Origin of the sequence: Pseudomonas sp. P9_31, assembly GCF_034008235.1 — a bacterium.
In the GTDB taxonomy this organism is placed as follows: Bacteria; Pseudomonadota; Gammaproteobacteria; order Pseudomonadales; family Pseudomonadaceae; genus Aquipseudomonas.
Genome location: NZ_CP125375.1, coordinates 2,017,155 through 2,031,252, shown reverse-complemented (window position 1 = coordinate 2,031,252; position 14,098 = coordinate 2,017,155). Strand labels below are relative to the sequence as shown.

General features: G+C 58.0%; 17 protein-coding genes. 9 read left to right on the top strand and 8 right to left on the bottom strand.

The features are described from left to right. Positions 1-28 precede the first annotated feature (28 nt). The 3 genes from QMK51_RS09275 to QMK51_RS09265 all read left to right on the top strand — a co-directional run bounded on the left by QMK51_RS09275 (position 29) and on the right by QMK51_RS09265 (position 2,979). A complete protein-coding gene (locus QMK51_RS09275; RefSeq protein WP_320393818.1) occupies positions 29-1,990 on the top strand; it encodes an acetyl/propionyl/methylcrotonyl-CoA carboxylase subunit alpha in 1,962 nt (653 codons plus the stop codon). Positions 1,991-2,061: 71 nt separating this feature from the next. After that, a complete protein-coding gene (locus QMK51_RS09270) occupies positions 2,062-2,610 on the top strand; it encodes an exonuclease domain-containing protein (protein WP_258699843.1) in 549 nt (182 codons plus the stop codon). A gap of 84 nt (positions 2,611-2,694) precedes the next feature. Beyond that, the gene (locus tag QMK51_RS09265; RefSeq protein WP_258699842.1) at positions 2,695-2,979 is read left to right on the top strand and encodes a pyrimidine/purine nucleoside phosphorylase; all 285 of its coding nucleotides are present in this window, start codon (positions 2,695-2,697) and stop codon (positions 2,977-2,979) included. A 73-nt stretch (positions 2,980-3,052) separates the two neighbouring features. Here QMK51_RS09265 and QMK51_RS09260 read toward each other — a convergent pair whose 3' ends face one another. Together QMK51_RS09260 and QMK51_RS09255 are read right to left on the bottom strand one after the other, a co-directional pair. Continuing rightward, positions 3,053-3,856, bottom strand: a complete 804-nt coding sequence (locus tag QMK51_RS09260) for an MOSC domain-containing protein (RefSeq protein WP_258699841.1) — start codon at positions 3,854-3,856, stop codon at positions 3,053-3,055. Between the two features lie 137 nt (positions 3,857-3,993). Then, complete coding sequence (locus tag QMK51_RS09255) at positions 3,994-4,929, bottom strand: chemotaxis protein CheV (RefSeq protein ID WP_018929995.1); 936 nt, start codon at positions 4,927-4,929, stop codon at positions 3,994-3,996. 461 nt (positions 4,930-5,390) lie between these two features. On the opposite strand from QMK51_RS09255, the gene QMK51_RS09250 reads away from it, so the two are divergent. From QMK51_RS09250 to QMK51_RS09240, 3 genes are all read left to right on the top strand, one after another. Continuing rightward, positions 5,391-5,861: a hypothetical protein gene (locus QMK51_RS09250; RefSeq protein WP_320393817.1), complete on the top strand. Its 471-nt coding sequence runs from the start codon at positions 5,391-5,393 to the stop codon at positions 5,859-5,861. A 486-nt stretch (positions 5,862-6,347) separates the two neighbouring features. Then, positions 6,348-7,241 carry a sensor histidine kinase gene (locus QMK51_RS09245; RefSeq protein WP_320394494.1) on the top strand — a complete coding sequence of 298 codons (894 nt, stop codon included), beginning with the start codon at positions 6,348-6,350 and terminating at the stop codon, positions 7,239-7,241. Continuing rightward, positions 7,238-7,897, top strand: coding sequence for a response regulator transcription factor (locus tag QMK51_RS09240; RefSeq protein WP_258699839.1), 660 nt, complete (start codon positions 7,238-7,240; stop codon positions 7,895-7,897). Before QMK51_RS09245 ends, QMK51_RS09240 begins: the two co-directional genes overlap by 4 nt. Here the strand turns inward: QMK51_RS09240 and yegS are convergent. After that, complete coding sequence (gene yegS / locus QMK51_RS09235) at positions 7,881-8,798, bottom strand: lipid kinase YegS (RefSeq protein ID WP_320393816.1); 918 nt, start codon at positions 8,796-8,798, stop codon at positions 7,881-7,883. The two genes, QMK51_RS09240 and yegS, sit on opposite strands and share 17 nt — an antisense overlap. Positions 8,799-9,123: 325 nt before the next feature. Between yegS and QMK51_RS09230 the strand changes: the two genes are divergently transcribed. Then, positions 9,124-9,432 carry a hypothetical protein gene (locus QMK51_RS09230; protein ID WP_258699837.1) on the top strand — a complete coding sequence of 103 codons (309 nt, stop codon included), beginning with the start codon at positions 9,124-9,126 and terminating at the stop codon, positions 9,430-9,432. A 65-nt stretch (positions 9,433-9,497) separates the two neighbouring features. Here QMK51_RS09230 and glp read toward each other — a convergent pair whose 3' ends face one another. Both glp and moaB read right to left on the bottom strand, forming a co-directional pair. Continuing rightward, complete coding sequence (gene glp / locus QMK51_RS09225) at positions 9,498-10,724, bottom strand: gephyrin-like molybdotransferase Glp (protein ID WP_320393815.1); 1,227 nt, start codon at positions 10,722-10,724, stop codon at positions 9,498-9,500. After that, positions 10,708-11,247, bottom strand: coding sequence for a molybdenum cofactor biosynthesis protein B (gene moaB / locus QMK51_RS09220; protein WP_258699835.1), 540 nt, complete (start codon positions 11,245-11,247; stop codon positions 10,708-10,710). The genes glp and moaB overlap by 17 nt, the downstream gene beginning before the upstream one ends. Before the next feature lie 81 nt (positions 11,248-11,328). On the opposite strand from moaB, the gene mobA reads away from it, so the two are divergent. Continuing rightward, positions 11,329-11,931, top strand: coding sequence for a molybdenum cofactor guanylyltransferase MobA (gene mobA, locus QMK51_RS09215; protein WP_320393814.1), 603 nt, complete (start codon positions 11,329-11,331; stop codon positions 11,929-11,931). A 76-nt stretch (positions 11,932-12,007) separates the two neighbouring features. Beyond that, positions 12,008-12,229 carry a YgdI/YgdR family lipoprotein gene (locus tag QMK51_RS09210; RefSeq protein ID WP_258699833.1) on the top strand — a complete coding sequence of 74 codons (222 nt, stop codon included), beginning with the start codon at positions 12,008-12,010 and terminating at the stop codon, positions 12,227-12,229. A gap of 98 nt (positions 12,230-12,327) precedes the next feature. On the opposite strand, the gene QMK51_RS09205 is transcribed toward QMK51_RS09210, so the two are convergent. The 3 genes from QMK51_RS09205 to QMK51_RS09195 all read right to left on the bottom strand — a co-directional run bounded on the left by QMK51_RS09205 (position 12,328) and on the right by QMK51_RS09195 (position 14,013). After that, entirely contained in the window at positions 12,328-13,218 is an 891-nt protein-coding gene (locus QMK51_RS09205; RefSeq protein WP_258699832.1) for a pseudouridine synthase, read from the bottom strand. A 72-nt stretch (positions 13,219-13,290) separates the two neighbouring features. Then, entirely contained in the window at positions 13,291-13,611 is a 321-nt protein-coding gene (locus tag QMK51_RS09200; protein WP_007895054.1) for a hypothetical protein, read from the bottom strand. Positions 13,612-13,776: 165 nt separating this feature from the next. Then, the gene (locus tag QMK51_RS09195) at positions 13,777-14,013 is read right to left on the bottom strand and encodes a glutaredoxin family protein (protein WP_320393813.1); all 237 of its coding nucleotides are present in this window, start codon (positions 14,011-14,013) and stop codon (positions 13,777-13,779) included. Between the last annotated feature and the right edge of the window lie 85 nt (positions 14,014-14,098).

Here is a 14,098-nt window from a genome sequence, read left to right as displayed (position 1 = left end):
ATTCATAGCAATACAAAGGGAATATCCCATGCCCGCCTTCAGCAAAATCCTGATCGCCAACCGCGGTGAAATCGCCTGTCGCGTCCAGCGCACCGCGCAAAACCTGGGCTACCGCACCGTCGCGGTGTTCAGCGATGCCGACGCCGATGCGCTGCACGTGCAGATGGCCGACGAAGCCGTGAACATCGGCCCGGCGCCGGTGCAGCAGTCTTATCTGAACATCCCGGCCATCATCGACGCCGCCCGGCGCACCGGTGCCGATGCGATCCACCCCGGTTATGGCTTCCTCTCGGAAAACGCCGGCTTCGCCCTCGCCTGCCAACAGGCCGGCATCATCTTCATCGGTCCCAGCCCCGAAGCCATTGAGCTGATGGGCAGCAAGCGCCTGTCGAAACTCGCCATGATCAAAGCGGACGTGCCCTGCATAAAAGGCTATCAGGGCAGCAAACAGGACGACTCGACCCTGAGCCGCGAAGCCGAACGCATCGGCTACCCGCTGATGATCAAGGCCAGCGCCGGCGGTGGCGGTCGCGGCATGCGCCAGGTGCAAAGCGCTGCCGAGTTGCTGGAGCAGATCCGTACCGCGCGCTCCGAAGCCCTGCACGGGTTTGGCAGCGACGAACTGATCCTCGAACAAGCCTTGATCGATCCGCGTCACGTTGAAATTCAGGTGTTCGGCGACCAGCACGGCAACCTGATCTACCTCGGCGAGCGCGATTGTTCGATCCAGCGCCGCCACCAGAAGATCATCGAAGAAGCGCCTTGCCCGGTAATGACCACCGAGTTGCGCCAGGCCATGGGCGAAGCGGCGCTCAAGGCGGGTCGTGCGGTGAATTACGTGGGGGCTGGCACTGTGGAGTTCCTGCTGGACGCTCGCGGGCAGTTCTACTTCCTGGAGATGAACACTCGGTTGCAAGTGGAGCACCCGGTGACCGAGCTGATCACCGGCCTCGATCTGGTGGCCTGGCAGTTACACATCGCCGAAGGGCAACCGCTGCCGCTGCGACAGGAACAGGTGCAGCTCAACGGGCACGCCATGGAGGTGCGCCTGTATGCCGAAGATCCGGTCCAGGGATTTGTGCCGCAAACCGGGCGAATCGTGGCCTGGGAACCTGCGTTGCAGTCCGGCACGCGGATCGATCATGGCCTGATCGAGGGTCAGTCTGTCAGCCCGTTCTATGACCCGATGCTGGGCAAGCTCATCGCCCACGGCGCCACCCGTGAAGAAGCCCGGCGCAAATTACTGCGGGCGGTGCAGGACAGCGTACTGCTGGGCGTGCAGAGCAATCAGCGCTTGCTCGCCAGTCTGCTGGAGCATCCGCAGTTCATCAGCGGCGAGTTCAGCACCGGGTTCATCCCCACGTACTTCGCCGACCATCCCTGCCTGCACCCCCATGTGCCAAGCGCCGAGGAACTAGCCATCGCGGCGACGCTGTTTTATCAAGCTTCAGCCCAGGCTCACCGTGCCCCGCTGGCCGGTTGGCGCAATAACGCCAGCGTACCTTTGCACTACCGAATCGGCCTGGAGGATCAGGATTGGCCGGTAGAACTGCACGCGGAACCTGGCGAGCCCTTCCGTGTCCAGGTTGGCGCCCGTGCCCTTGAGCTGAAGATCATCGGCTGCGACGGACGCTGGGCCACCCTGGAAATCGACGGCATCCGCCAACGCCATGCCTACCGCCTCGAAGCCGGGCAACTCTGGTTGCTCACGCGCCCCGGCAGCCTGCGGCTGGTCGATCGGACCCAGGCGCTGGTCAGCGGCCAGGTCCGTGTCAGTTCCGGCACGCTCAAGGCGCCGATGGACGGGGCGATCGTCGATGTACTGGTCACTGAGGGCAGCCTGGTCAGCAAAGGTCAGCTGTTGGTGGTGCTCGAAGCGATGAAAATGGAGCATCCGCTCAAATCGGGTATCGACGGGGTGCTCAAACGCTTGCAGGTCAGGGTCGGCGATCAGGTGAAAAATCGTCAGATTTTGTTGGAGGTCGAATAAGCCGCTAGGCGGATCCGCCGGGTTTGGCTACCCTCAAGCCCTATCAGGACGCGGATACCAGGAACCCTGCGATGCCTCACTGGTTGGTCATTGATCTGGAAGCCACCACCGATGAGGGCGGCTGGCCAGTAACGGAAATGGAAATCATCGAAATCGGCGCCACCCTCGTGGACCGCAAGGGCCGGGAACTCGATCACTTCCAGTGCTTCGTGCGCCCGTTGCGTCGTCCGTTGCTGACGCCGTTTTGCCGGGAACTGACCCACATCACCCAGGCCAATGTCGATGCCGCACAGCCGCTCACCGACGTCTGGCCGTTGTTCGAATGCTGGCTCGGCCAACATCACGCGCGCCTGGAAGGCTGGGCCAGTTGGGGCGATTACGACCGCAAACAACTGCTTCAGGACTGGCAGCGCCTGCAACTCGACAGCGCCCTGAGCCGGGTGCCGCACATGAACCTCAAGCAACGCTTCGCCAAGGCCCGTCGCCTGGAGCGCCCGCTGGGGCTTAATGGAGCCCTGCAACTGGCGGGCCTGCAATTCAATGGTCAACAGCATCGGGCTCTTGAGGACGCGCGCAATACGGCGCGCTTGTTACCGCTGATTTTCCCGGCTATTCCTTGAGTGCAGGAGGTGACGCCTATCGACACCTTGTGCATACTGGCCGGCCCTTTTTAACCATTTTTAGCCCTTTTCGAGGAATCGCCCATGTTTAAAGTCAACGAGTACTTCGACGGCACCGTCAAGTCGATCGCCTTTGGTACCGCTGAAGGTCCGGCGACCATCGGCGTCATGGCACCGGGCGAATACGAATTCGGCACCAGCCAGCGTGAAATCATGCACGTGGTGTCCGGCGCCCTGACTGTCAAACTGCCTGAGAGCAGCGACTGGGAAACTTTCGCCGCCGGCAGCCAGTTCAACGTGCCCGCCAACAGCAAGTTCCAGCTGAAAGTAGCCGTCGACACCGCTTACCTGTGCGAATACCGCGGCTAAAATCCTGGGTTTTCACAGCGACAAAAAAATGCCCGTGTCCTTGGACACGGGCATTTTTCATTTTGAAGGGCTTTTATTCGAGGATCGTCACCGGCATGCCGACTTCGAGCCGGCCATTGCCATCATTGACCAGATTCTGACCAAACATCGCGCCGTCTTCCTGGGCCCGGTATTTCTGTAAGGTCGCCAGCGGTTCACGGTCGTCACTGCGTTCACCGGTCTGCGGGTCGATAGTGGTCAGAATGCAGCGTGAGCAGGACTTGACCACGCGAAACTCGACTTCACCAATACGGATGCGCTTCCAGCTATCTTCGGCATATGCCTCGCTGCCCTCGATCACCAGATTGGGCCGAAAACGCAACATCTCCAGCGGCCGCCCGACCTTGCTCGACAAGTCTTCCAGCGACGCCTGACCAATCAGCAACAACGGAAAGCCGTCGGCAAAAGCCACCTGATCATCGTCCTTGCCATAGCCGGCCTGAGTAGTCCGAGCGCGATCAATCGGCACTTGCACCAGACGCGTCGGCTTGCCGACGAACTCACTGACCCAGGCAGCGGCAGCAAAGCCGGCATCAGGAACGCGCAAGGTGTCGCGCCAGATGGTCACACCGCGCAGCTCTGCGTCGCCAGCAGGCAACGCAATATCGATCGGTGAATGGCCCGGGGCACTGAGGGTCAAGCCACCATCGGCATTCCATAACGCCGACAGCTGACTCATTTTCGCGACCGCGCGCTGGGTCAGAAAGCGCCCGCTGGCCTCGTCCACCAACATCCAGCGTCGATCGCCGTCCAGCCCCAGTTTGTCCAGGCTGACCTGATTGAGGGTCTCGCCCTTGCCGGATTTCAACGGAAAACGATAAAGCGCGCTCAGACGCATGGCCAGCTCCCTGATGTGTAAAGAACGCCACCCTATACGAGCTTGATTACCGAATCAAAGGGCCCGTGGCGATGGCTTGCCCCCGTTGGGCTGCGCAGCAGCCCCAAACCCTGCCACCGCGCTCTTCCAAATCGCTATCAGGCAGGCACTTCGTCGAGCATCAGGCGCTGACGCACCACGTCGACGAGTTTGTCGGGCTGGAACTTGGAAAGGAAGTTGTCGCAGCCGACCTTCTTGACCATCGAGTCGTTGAAGCTACCCGACAGCGAGGTGTGCAGGACCACATAAAGGCCGCGCAAACGGGGGTCGTTACGGATTTCGGTGGTCAGGCGGTAGCCGTCCATCTCCGGCATTTCCGCATCGGTGAAAATCATCAGCAGCTTGTCGGTCATGTTCACGCCGGTATCAGCCCAGGCCTTGAGCATGTTCAGAGCCTTCAAGCCATCGCTGGCGATGTGCATCTTCACGCCCAACTGCCCCAGGGTGTCGCGCAATTGCGACAGGGCGACGTTCGAGTCATCCACCAACAGCACTTCACGACCACGAGCGCGCTCCAGAACCGGATCGTCGAGTTTGTCGCGCGATACCTTGGCGTTGTACGGAACGATTTCGGCCAGGACTTTTTCGACATCGATGATTTCCACCAACTGATCGTCGACCTTGCTGATGGCGGTCAGGTAATGCTGGCGGCCGGCGCTGGTCGGCGGCGGCAGAATGGCTTCCCAGTTCATGTTGACGATGCGGTCCACGCCACCGACCAGGAACGCCTGCACCGAGCGATTGTACTCGGTGACGATGATCGTACTGGTAGGGCTTGGCACCAGCGGACGCATGCCGATGGCCTGGGACAGGTCGATCACTGGCAGCGTCTGGCCACGCAGGTTGACCACACCGCAGACAAAGGGATGGCGCTGCGGCATCAGGGTCAGCTTCGGCAGCTGCAGTACTTCCTGGACCTTGAAGACGTTGATCGCGAACAATTGCCGTCCGGCCAGCCGGAACATGAGAATTTCCAGGCGATTCTCACCCACCAGTTGCGTGCGTTGGTCTACCGTGTCGAGAATGCCGGCCATTAATGACTCCTGGGCTTGTTCTGATGAATTCACTAAAGGGAGTTATCGGCTGTTCTTGCCGGATCTTGACCCCCAGACAAAATGCCACGATCAAGCGTTGATGTCACATTAACATCATGCTTTACTGGCTTCGTGATTACATCAGCTTCATCCCCGGCGACGCGACCTAGGTCTGCACGTTAGGTTCCCCTGCGTAAGGGATTCCCCTATGCACAATCAGGCCCAACCTGATATTCGCAATATCCAATAGCCATTAATGTGACGCCATTCTCATTGCATGAACGGAGTCAGGCTTTTGTGTGCGATCGAAGGTCAGTGGCCATCCACCCTCTCAAGTTCCCCAGCCGATGCCCAAGCCTGCCGGAGCGTGATCTCACGAAGGCTTTGCAGCACCGGACACGTAACGTTTTCGTCGACACACACGACATTCCCTCATCTGACATGACGTTGTGGAGATAAGCATGCCGATTGACCCTAAAGAGTGGGCTGAGCAATTTCCAGAGTTTCTCGTCGAGGCTGAAACACTCCTGGCCAAATCCGAGGAATGCCTGAGTCATTTGCAGTTGATCAGCAATGACAAGGACGCTATCGATTGCATGCTCAGCAGCCTTCTCAAACTGGCCAGCAAGGCCGAGGCACTGGCACTGGCAGCGGTTTCGGAATTCTCGCTGCATATTCATGGATTGCTGAGCCACGCCCAGAACCAGATGGACCTGCACGATGAGGCCCTGGATGCGCTCAAGGATTGCCTCACATTAATGGCCTGGCAACTCGAACTCATCGACCAAACTACCGGCCAACTCAGCCTTGATGACAGTGAACAGACCTCCCTGATTGAAGCGTTTGCATTTCAAGTGGGACAAAGCCAGTTTCAGCCGCTCTGCCACTTCAAGCCGTTCAGGCTCGTTTCGTTCTCGGAACGGCAAGCTTAAACTCACCAGCCCGTGGGTATTTTTATTACCATAATGCCGCCCTTTAACTTGAGGGTGTTCAGGCCGCCATTGAATATTTCATCCCTGTCGACGGCTGCTCGAAACAAATAGTTACCCCAGCCTCGACTTCAGATAGTGCCTGTCAATAAAAACAAAACACCTGGCACACTCGATATCTTTCGATGGTAAGAAACAAAAGTCTTTCCATTATGGAACCACCGTCCAAAAACGTTATTTCCCGACTGTGCAGACCTATATACCGAACGCGACCAACGGTATCTTAAGTGGTATTATGCCGCCCATTCATTGACGTCAATTAATGGCAGACTGGCTCCAGACGAAAACAGCCCGATAACGTTGAAGGCTGTATTTCGAGCACTGCTTCGCGGCCATTGAAGGCGACTCATACAACAGATTTCCACTCAGAGACCCGTCAGCCCTTATGGCCGGTCTGCCCGCAGCGAACATCCATTGGCTCCATCCGCTATGTACGCCAGCCTCAAGTCAATCACACTGTGGCCACCCTCCCGGAAAAACGCGCGCCGGTTCACGCTTTTAGTGTGTACCTGCTCGGCGCTTGGCAGCCTGCTGGTCTACAGCTTGTCCATGCCTCTACCGGTGAGTCTGCTGGTGCTCAATTGTGCGGCACTGGCCTGCGTCTGGGTAAGGCATCGCCTCTCGCGCAAATCGATAAAGTTTCAGCCTCAAGAACTCGCTGACCGTCTGCTGGAAGTTCAGGAAAACGAACGCCACCGGCTCAGTCGGGAACTGCATGATGACATCGGCCAGTTGCTGACCGCCGCAAAACTTCAAAGCGAATGGCTCAAACGTCGATTGCCCGAAGAACTACAGGATCAGTGTTCGGTACTCTGCGATACGCTGGATGAAACCCTGACCAAGGTTCGTGATGTGTCGGCCATCCTGAATCCACGGCAGCTGACCAGTCTCGGGCTGGAAGCCAGTCTGCGCGCGCATTTACTCAGGACCCTGGCCAATACGTCATTGCACTGGAGCCTGGAATGCCATCAACGCTTGACAGGCATACCAGAGGAAATGGCGGTGGCAGCCTTTCGAATCACTCAAGAAGCGGTTACCAATATACTGCGCCATGCCGAAGCCAGAAATCTGTTGGTCCGCCTGCAACGCCTGCCCCAGGGCCTGGCACTGTTGATCAGCGACGATGGCCTGGGTTTCGCGCCAGCGGCTGACCCCGGTCGTGAGGGGCAACGCGGAATGGCCGGGATGTCAGAACGGATCGATCAGTTAGGCGGCACACTGACCGTGACCAGCGAGCTGGGCAAAGGCACTCAAATCGAAGCACTCTTCCCCTGGGCGCCCCGTTCGCTTGAACGGGCCAGTACCAATAAGGTTATGCGTTGACTTGTAACTTACTTCTGGTGGACGACCACTCACTTATCAGGGCTGGCGTACGCGCTCTGGTGCTGGATATTCCCGGCTATGCGGTCATCGGCGAGGCCAATGACGGCTCGCAGTTAGTCGAGATGGTCGAGCAACTGTCCCCAGACATCATCCTGCTGGATATTTCCATGAAGGAAACTGGCGGCCTTGAAGCCTTGCAGCGGCTCAAACGAGTACGCCCGCAGTGCAAAGTGCTCATCCTGTCGATGCACACCGACCCTGCGCTGATCATGCAGGCATTGGAATCAGGGGCTCATGGCTACCTGCTCAAAGACACCACGGCCACCGAGCTCGAACATGCCCTGGAAGCCTTGCGCAACAACGAACGCTACCTGAGCCCGGCCATCGCCCACACTGTCATCAACCAGGCGCTGACCCGAACCCAGAAAAATCAGGTGCCAACCCAGGACTCGCACAACCTGACGGCACGTCAGCTGGAAATCCTGCGACTGATTGTTCGCGGAAAATCCACCCGGGAAATCGCCAATGGCCTGGGCCTGAGCATCAAGACTGTTGAAACCCACCGTTCGCAGATCATGAAGCGCTTGCAGATCTACGATGTGGCCGGCCTGGTGTTGTTCGCCGTGCGTGAGCAGATCATCAGTCTCGACGACTAGCCGTTTGCGAAGTGCTCAGCAGTGGCGAGTTCTCTGGCAAATGCACACGCAATGCCGCCGCACGCGCAGAGAAGCGCAGGCTATCGCCCTCCAGGGGCTCGCCATCAAGGTTGATATAGAGGCCCTCCGAGACTTTGATCTCGACCCATGGCAAACGGGCTCTCACAAACATGTTGTCGATTCCGAAGCCATCGGTCAGCAGATCTTTCAAGGTACCGACCACTTCCTGGGGGGCGGGCAAAATACTGATATCCAGCAGACCATCGTCAGCCAGTGCCTGCGGGCACAACACATGACCACCGCCAGCCTGTCGACCGTTACCGATGCCCAATGCCAACAGCTCGCCGCGCCAGTGAAAATCCGGTCCCTGCAGCTCGCCCCAGGCAGCATGCAACTCACTGAAACGCGACAAACCCGTGAATAGATAAGCCGCACCCCCAAGGATTTTTTTCAGATCCTCGGAAGTGTTGGCCGTGACCTGACTGCCAAAGCCGCCCGTGGCCATGTTCAGGAAAACCTGCCCACCGACCTCCCCCAGATCAATGAGTTGCGGGGCAGTCTCCAACAGTTCCAGCGCCTGAGCGGGCTCCAGCGGCACACCGGCGGCGCGAGCAAAATCGTTGGCGGTGCCCAAGGGTAGAAGCACCAGACTGGCCTGCGTCGGATGCGCCGCCATGGCTTCGGCGATATCACGCAAGGTTCCGTCACCGCCACCGGCAATCAGCTGCGTATAGCCTGCCGTCAGCGCTTCTTCCACCAGCCGCTGTGCGTCACCTGCCTCCCAGGTCAGTCGAACAGCCAGTTCCCAGCCCTGCTGACGCTTGCCTTCAACGGCTGCACGGACCTGCTCATTGAGTGCCTGCTTGCCATGCAGAATCAACAGCGCCTTGCGCTCGCTCATTTTTGCCACTCCCCTATCTGGAATCCGTATGCGATATGTTGACCTCACAGCCCTTCATAAAAGTCGCAAGGATTTCAATTATTTCCGGGGGAAGGAAACTTGAGTCCTACAGGGCGGTATTTTTTCTTACAAAACATGAGGAATCGGCTCAATTGACCCACCAAGGCGATTGGTACACCGTTGTGTCAGCGGTTATCAGTCATCACCAAGGAATTACACAAGGACGTGCAAACAATGAATGGAAAACCCTTAAGGGCCTCGGAAAGCGCAAGTAACAACGGCATCGGCCACTTGAATGGTTTTAACGCAAGGAGCCATTCACTCCATGCAAAGCCATGACATCAGACTACCGGTCACTCCGGTCGCGCCGTTCACAGACAATCGCGCCAATCATCAGGCTGAACTCAAAAACAGCGCAAAGCCCACCGGAGAAGTCGATATGGAACCTCGCATCATTGAACTGGAGACACACCTCAAATACATCCGAAGAGACATGGATGAAGTCCGCGGAGACGTCAAAGCCATCAAACACAGGCTCGCCTATTCAGCTGGCGGAACAGCCGTTGTCCTGGGACTTTTGGCCTGGGTCGCCAACAGTCGCTTCGACCAGGTGGTGACACTTCTGGCTCATTAAGAAGTAGCGATGCACGCAAGCCCCACTCGATCAACCGGACTTGCGTGGCAAAACCAAGGCAGGTATCAGCTCAAGACTTCGCTCAGCGGGATGAAGCTCACCCAATCGCCCTCGATCAGCGTACGGCCCTCCAGCACTTCAACCAGACCGTCAGCCCAGGCAGCACTACGCAGTACGCCAGAGCTCTGATTCTTGTAGATGATTGCCCGGCCATTCTCCAGACGTCCGCGCAAGTACTCACGTCGGTTACCAGCCTTTGGCCAGACAAAACCCGCAGGCACCTGAAACTTCAGGGGGTCAACCTCTTTTACGCCTTGGCGACGCAAGAGGTAGGGCCTTGCCAACAGAGCAAAAGTCACCAGGGTCGACGCCGGATTGCCGGGCAAGCCAATCACAGGCACGCCGCGAAAATGCCCGAACGTCAGCGGTTTGCCTGGTTTGATGGCCAGCTTCCACAGGGTCAGCTCGCCCTCTTCCCGCAATGCAATGCCCAGAAAGTCGGCTTCTCCCACCGATACCCCCCCTGTCGAGAGAATCAGGTCGACTTCCTTCAGCTCACCAAGGCGGGCACGAGTGGTCGCCAAATCATCGGGAAGAATGCCGGCATCGATCACCTCACAGCCCAAGCACTGCAACCAGTTGCAGAGCAACACTCGATTGCTGTTGTAGATCTGTCCTGGCCCAAGGGCCTGACCCGGCTCAACCAATTCATCCCCGGTAGACAGGACCGCAACACGAACCTTGCGAACCACGTCCAGTTCAGCGCACCCCAGTGATGCCGCCAGCCCCTGCTCGATGGGCCCCAGGCGCGTTCCTGCGGGCAAGATCAGCTCACCGACGGTAGTTTCCTGACCTTGTGGGCGGATATTCTGTCCTGAGGTCATGGTTTCGGTGAAACGTACCCGCTCATCCGCCTGAACCTCGGCGTTCTCCTGCATCTCGACACAGTCGGCACCCGCGGGCACAGGCGCGCCGGTGAAAATCCGCGCACAGGTACCCGGCTTCAAGGGCTCCGGAGCCTGGCCTGCAAAAATCTTCTGACTGACCACCAACGGCTCTCCTGTCCAGTCAGCCAGGCGCAAGGCATAACCGTCCATGGCACTGTTGGGCCAGGGTGGTAAATCAAGTGTCGAGACCAGATCAGCGGCCAGTACGCGCCCCTGAATCCGCGCCAACGGCAAGCGTTCGTGCTCGCGCACCCTCGATGCATCGGCCAACTCCAGCAAACGCGCCAGTGCCACCTCGACAGCCATCAGACTGCCCGTCTTGCCTGGCTTACCCGCGGGATTCACAGGGTGCCGCCTGTTTCAGATGGGCCACGAAATTGCACGGACGGTGCCGGGAGTCCAGTTGCTCGGCGAGAATGCCATCCCAGCCGGTGCGCACAGCATTGGTCGAGCCCGGCAAGCAGCAAACCAGCGTGCCATTGGCCAGACCGGCCAAAGCCCGGGACTGAACCGTCGAGGTGCCGATATCCGCCACTGATATCTGCCGAAACAACTCACCAAAACCATCGACCTGCTTATCCAGCAGGCAACTCACGGCTTCGGGCGTGCTGTCGCGACCGGTGAACCCGGTACCACCGGTGATCAACACCACTTGCACGACCTCATCGGCAATCCAGTTGGCGACTTGCGCGCGAATTTTGTAGAGGTCATCTTTGAGCAGTACCCGGGCCGCCAGGTAATGACCGGCAGCGCTCAAGCGGTCGACGAAGACCTGGCCTGAGGTATCGGTTTCCAGGGTACGGGTATCGCTGACCGTCAGCACCGCAATGTTGAGCGGTGCGAAAGGTACATCAGCCTTGGCTTTCATAGGCTCGTCCAGTTGTAGGAGAAACAGCCCGGTGTTATATCACAGCACCTCATTTTTTCGCCGCCCTCATGGAGAAGTGCGATGACCTCGAATACACCTCTGCCGCCTTGTTCCATTTTGCTCCTGGCCGGCGGGCGAGGCCAACGCATGGGCGGTCAGGACAAGGGTTTGCTGGAATGGCACGGCGAGCCGCTGATTGCACATTTGCACCTCAAGACGCGCTCGCTGAGTGATGACCTGATCATCTCCTGCAACAGAAACCTGGAGAAATATGCGCTTTATGCGGATCAGTTGGTCCATGACGACGAAGGCGATTTTCCCGGGCCATTGGCGGGTATTCGCGCAGGTCTGAAGGCTGCCCGCCACACTCACCTGCTGGTACTGCCCTGCGATGTGCCACGCATCGATGCCGCACTGCTCCAGAGCATGCGTGAAGCCGCCGCGCAGCATCCGGACAAACCACTGATGCTGCGCCATGGCGAACACTGGGAACCCTTGCTGTGCATAATACCCGTCGCTCTTTCAGCGTCTTTCGAGACCGCCTGGAGCGAAGGCGAGCGCAGCCCGGGCCGCCTTATGCGCAAATTGGGCGCCACAGCCCTGCTGTGCCCCGACAATGACCCACGCCTGGCCAACCTCAACACGCCGGAACTGTTAAGCACACACCGCACTGTGTCAGACTGACACTCGAAGGAACTTGCGCGCGTTGTATACGTCTCAAGCTCGGTAACCAAAAGAATTTCCATTCGGAGACACACCCATGACCCAACGGACCCTCGCCACTTTCATGCTTGCACTGGGCCTTGCAACCCTCGCCGGTTGCGCATCGCCTGCAGTGATCACCTTGAATGACGGTCGAGAAATCCAGGCCGTCGACGCGCCGAAGTACGATAAAGAGTCGGGCTTTTACGAGTTCGAACAGCTGGATGGCAAACACACCCGCGTCAATAAGGATCAGGTTCGTACCGTTAAAGAGTTGTAATCTTTGCGACGACAACCGGATACCGGATACAGAAAAGCCCGCTTATAAAAGCGGGCTTTTTCATGGCTGAAGAAAAGCAGGATCGCCAGCACCTGTGATCACCACTGCAAGGTGATGGTGCTCTCGAATTCTCTTTCCTGCCCAGTGACCGGATCGACAAATCGCAATCCCTGAGCCAGCAGCTTCAAGGGGTTGGCATAGTCGTCTGCTACATCCTTGAGCACTTGCGGATAGAACGGGTCATTGCAGATGCCGGCACCCAGGGCAGCCATGTGCACTCGCAACTGATGTTTCTTGCCCGTCACCGGGTAAAGCGCATAACGCCAGAGCTCACCGTTTTTTTCCCTGACCTCGACGGCAGTCTCGGTATTGCTCGCTCCCGGACCTTCCTGCATGCGAAAGAACGGCTCGCCATCGATGAGTCGACTTTTATGGACCAATGGAAAGGAAAGTTCAGGCAACGCCCGGGCAATTGCTTCGTAGCGTTTTTCAATCTGCCGTGTAGGGAACAATGACTGATACGCCGAACGACTCTGGGGGTTGGCTGAAAACAGCACCAGCCCCGCCGTATGCCGGTCAATGCGATGCAAAGGCACCAGATGCGGGTTATCCAGACGACGGATCAGCCGTCGCAGCAATGTCTGCTCCACGTATTCCCCTGCCGGAGTCACCGGCAGAAAGTGCGGCTTGTCCGCCACCACCAGATGCTCATCGGCGTAGAGAATCGACTCCACCACCGGGATCGGTTTTTCGTCCGGTACCTCACGGAAATAATGAATCCGCAGACCTTCCTTGTAAGCCAGGTCCAGACCGATCGGCAAACCTTGCCCATCGAGGACGCGGCCGCGAGCGATTCTGTCCAGCCATTGTTCACGACCGATGGCGCTGAAATGTTCGCACAGGCAATCGAATACGGTCTGCCACGGACCGGGTGGCAGATAGAGCGTACTGGCCTGGTTGTGCGCAGCCGAAAAAGATGAAGTGGACATACGAAAAGCTCTAACCCTCAATGCAGGGCGGCATTATCCAACAGTGGCCGGAACGAACCTAGAAGAGAATCTTCAGGCCGGTATCGACTGCGTCCGGGCAGCCGCTTCGGTGAACTCCTTGAGCCAGCGCAGCACATCGACCGCTTCCCAGCGCCCCGGATCATAAAGCGCATACAGCAACCCCTGATAGCCCACAACATCCAGTTGTCGGTGATAACCCGCACGCTGGAACAAGGCTTCGATTTCGGCGAAACAGGTATTGAAATGCAGTTTGTTGAAGGGCGTTTTTCCTTCCGTGACCAGACCATCCAGACGTAATTCGAGGACAGCCTCGCGTACCACGTCCGCCGACATCCGGTTCACGCTGTTCTTCAATTGTTCGACATTTACCAAGGTTCATCCCTCTGACTTCCGGGATCGGCTGCCAAACCCGAAACAGAGAAAAGCATGGCAGGCAATCCGAGTTACTGTATGAACATACAGTAACCGAATAACCAACCTTTCGCCAATGGATGAAACAAGACCGCGACGGGTGGGGCATCGCCAGCAGCGTCAGGGTTAGCGCAGGAACGCCACCACCTGGTCGGCATCGAACGGCCAGCCCAACTCAGCGCCGGTATCGACCCGCCGTAACACCGGAATACGCAGACTGTAAGCTTCGAACCACGTTTCGTCGTCAGCGATATCCACCAGCTCCACCAGCAAACCGTTTTCGACAAAGGGCATCAGAAGTGCTTCGGCGACTTCACAAAGATGGCAACCAAGGGTGCCGAACAGACGACATTCAGGAAGCATGACGACAAGACCAAACGAAGTAAGCGCTCATTCTAGGCCCGCGATCAAAAGCCGTCGAGTCGATGGCCCAAGTGTCTGAGCAATG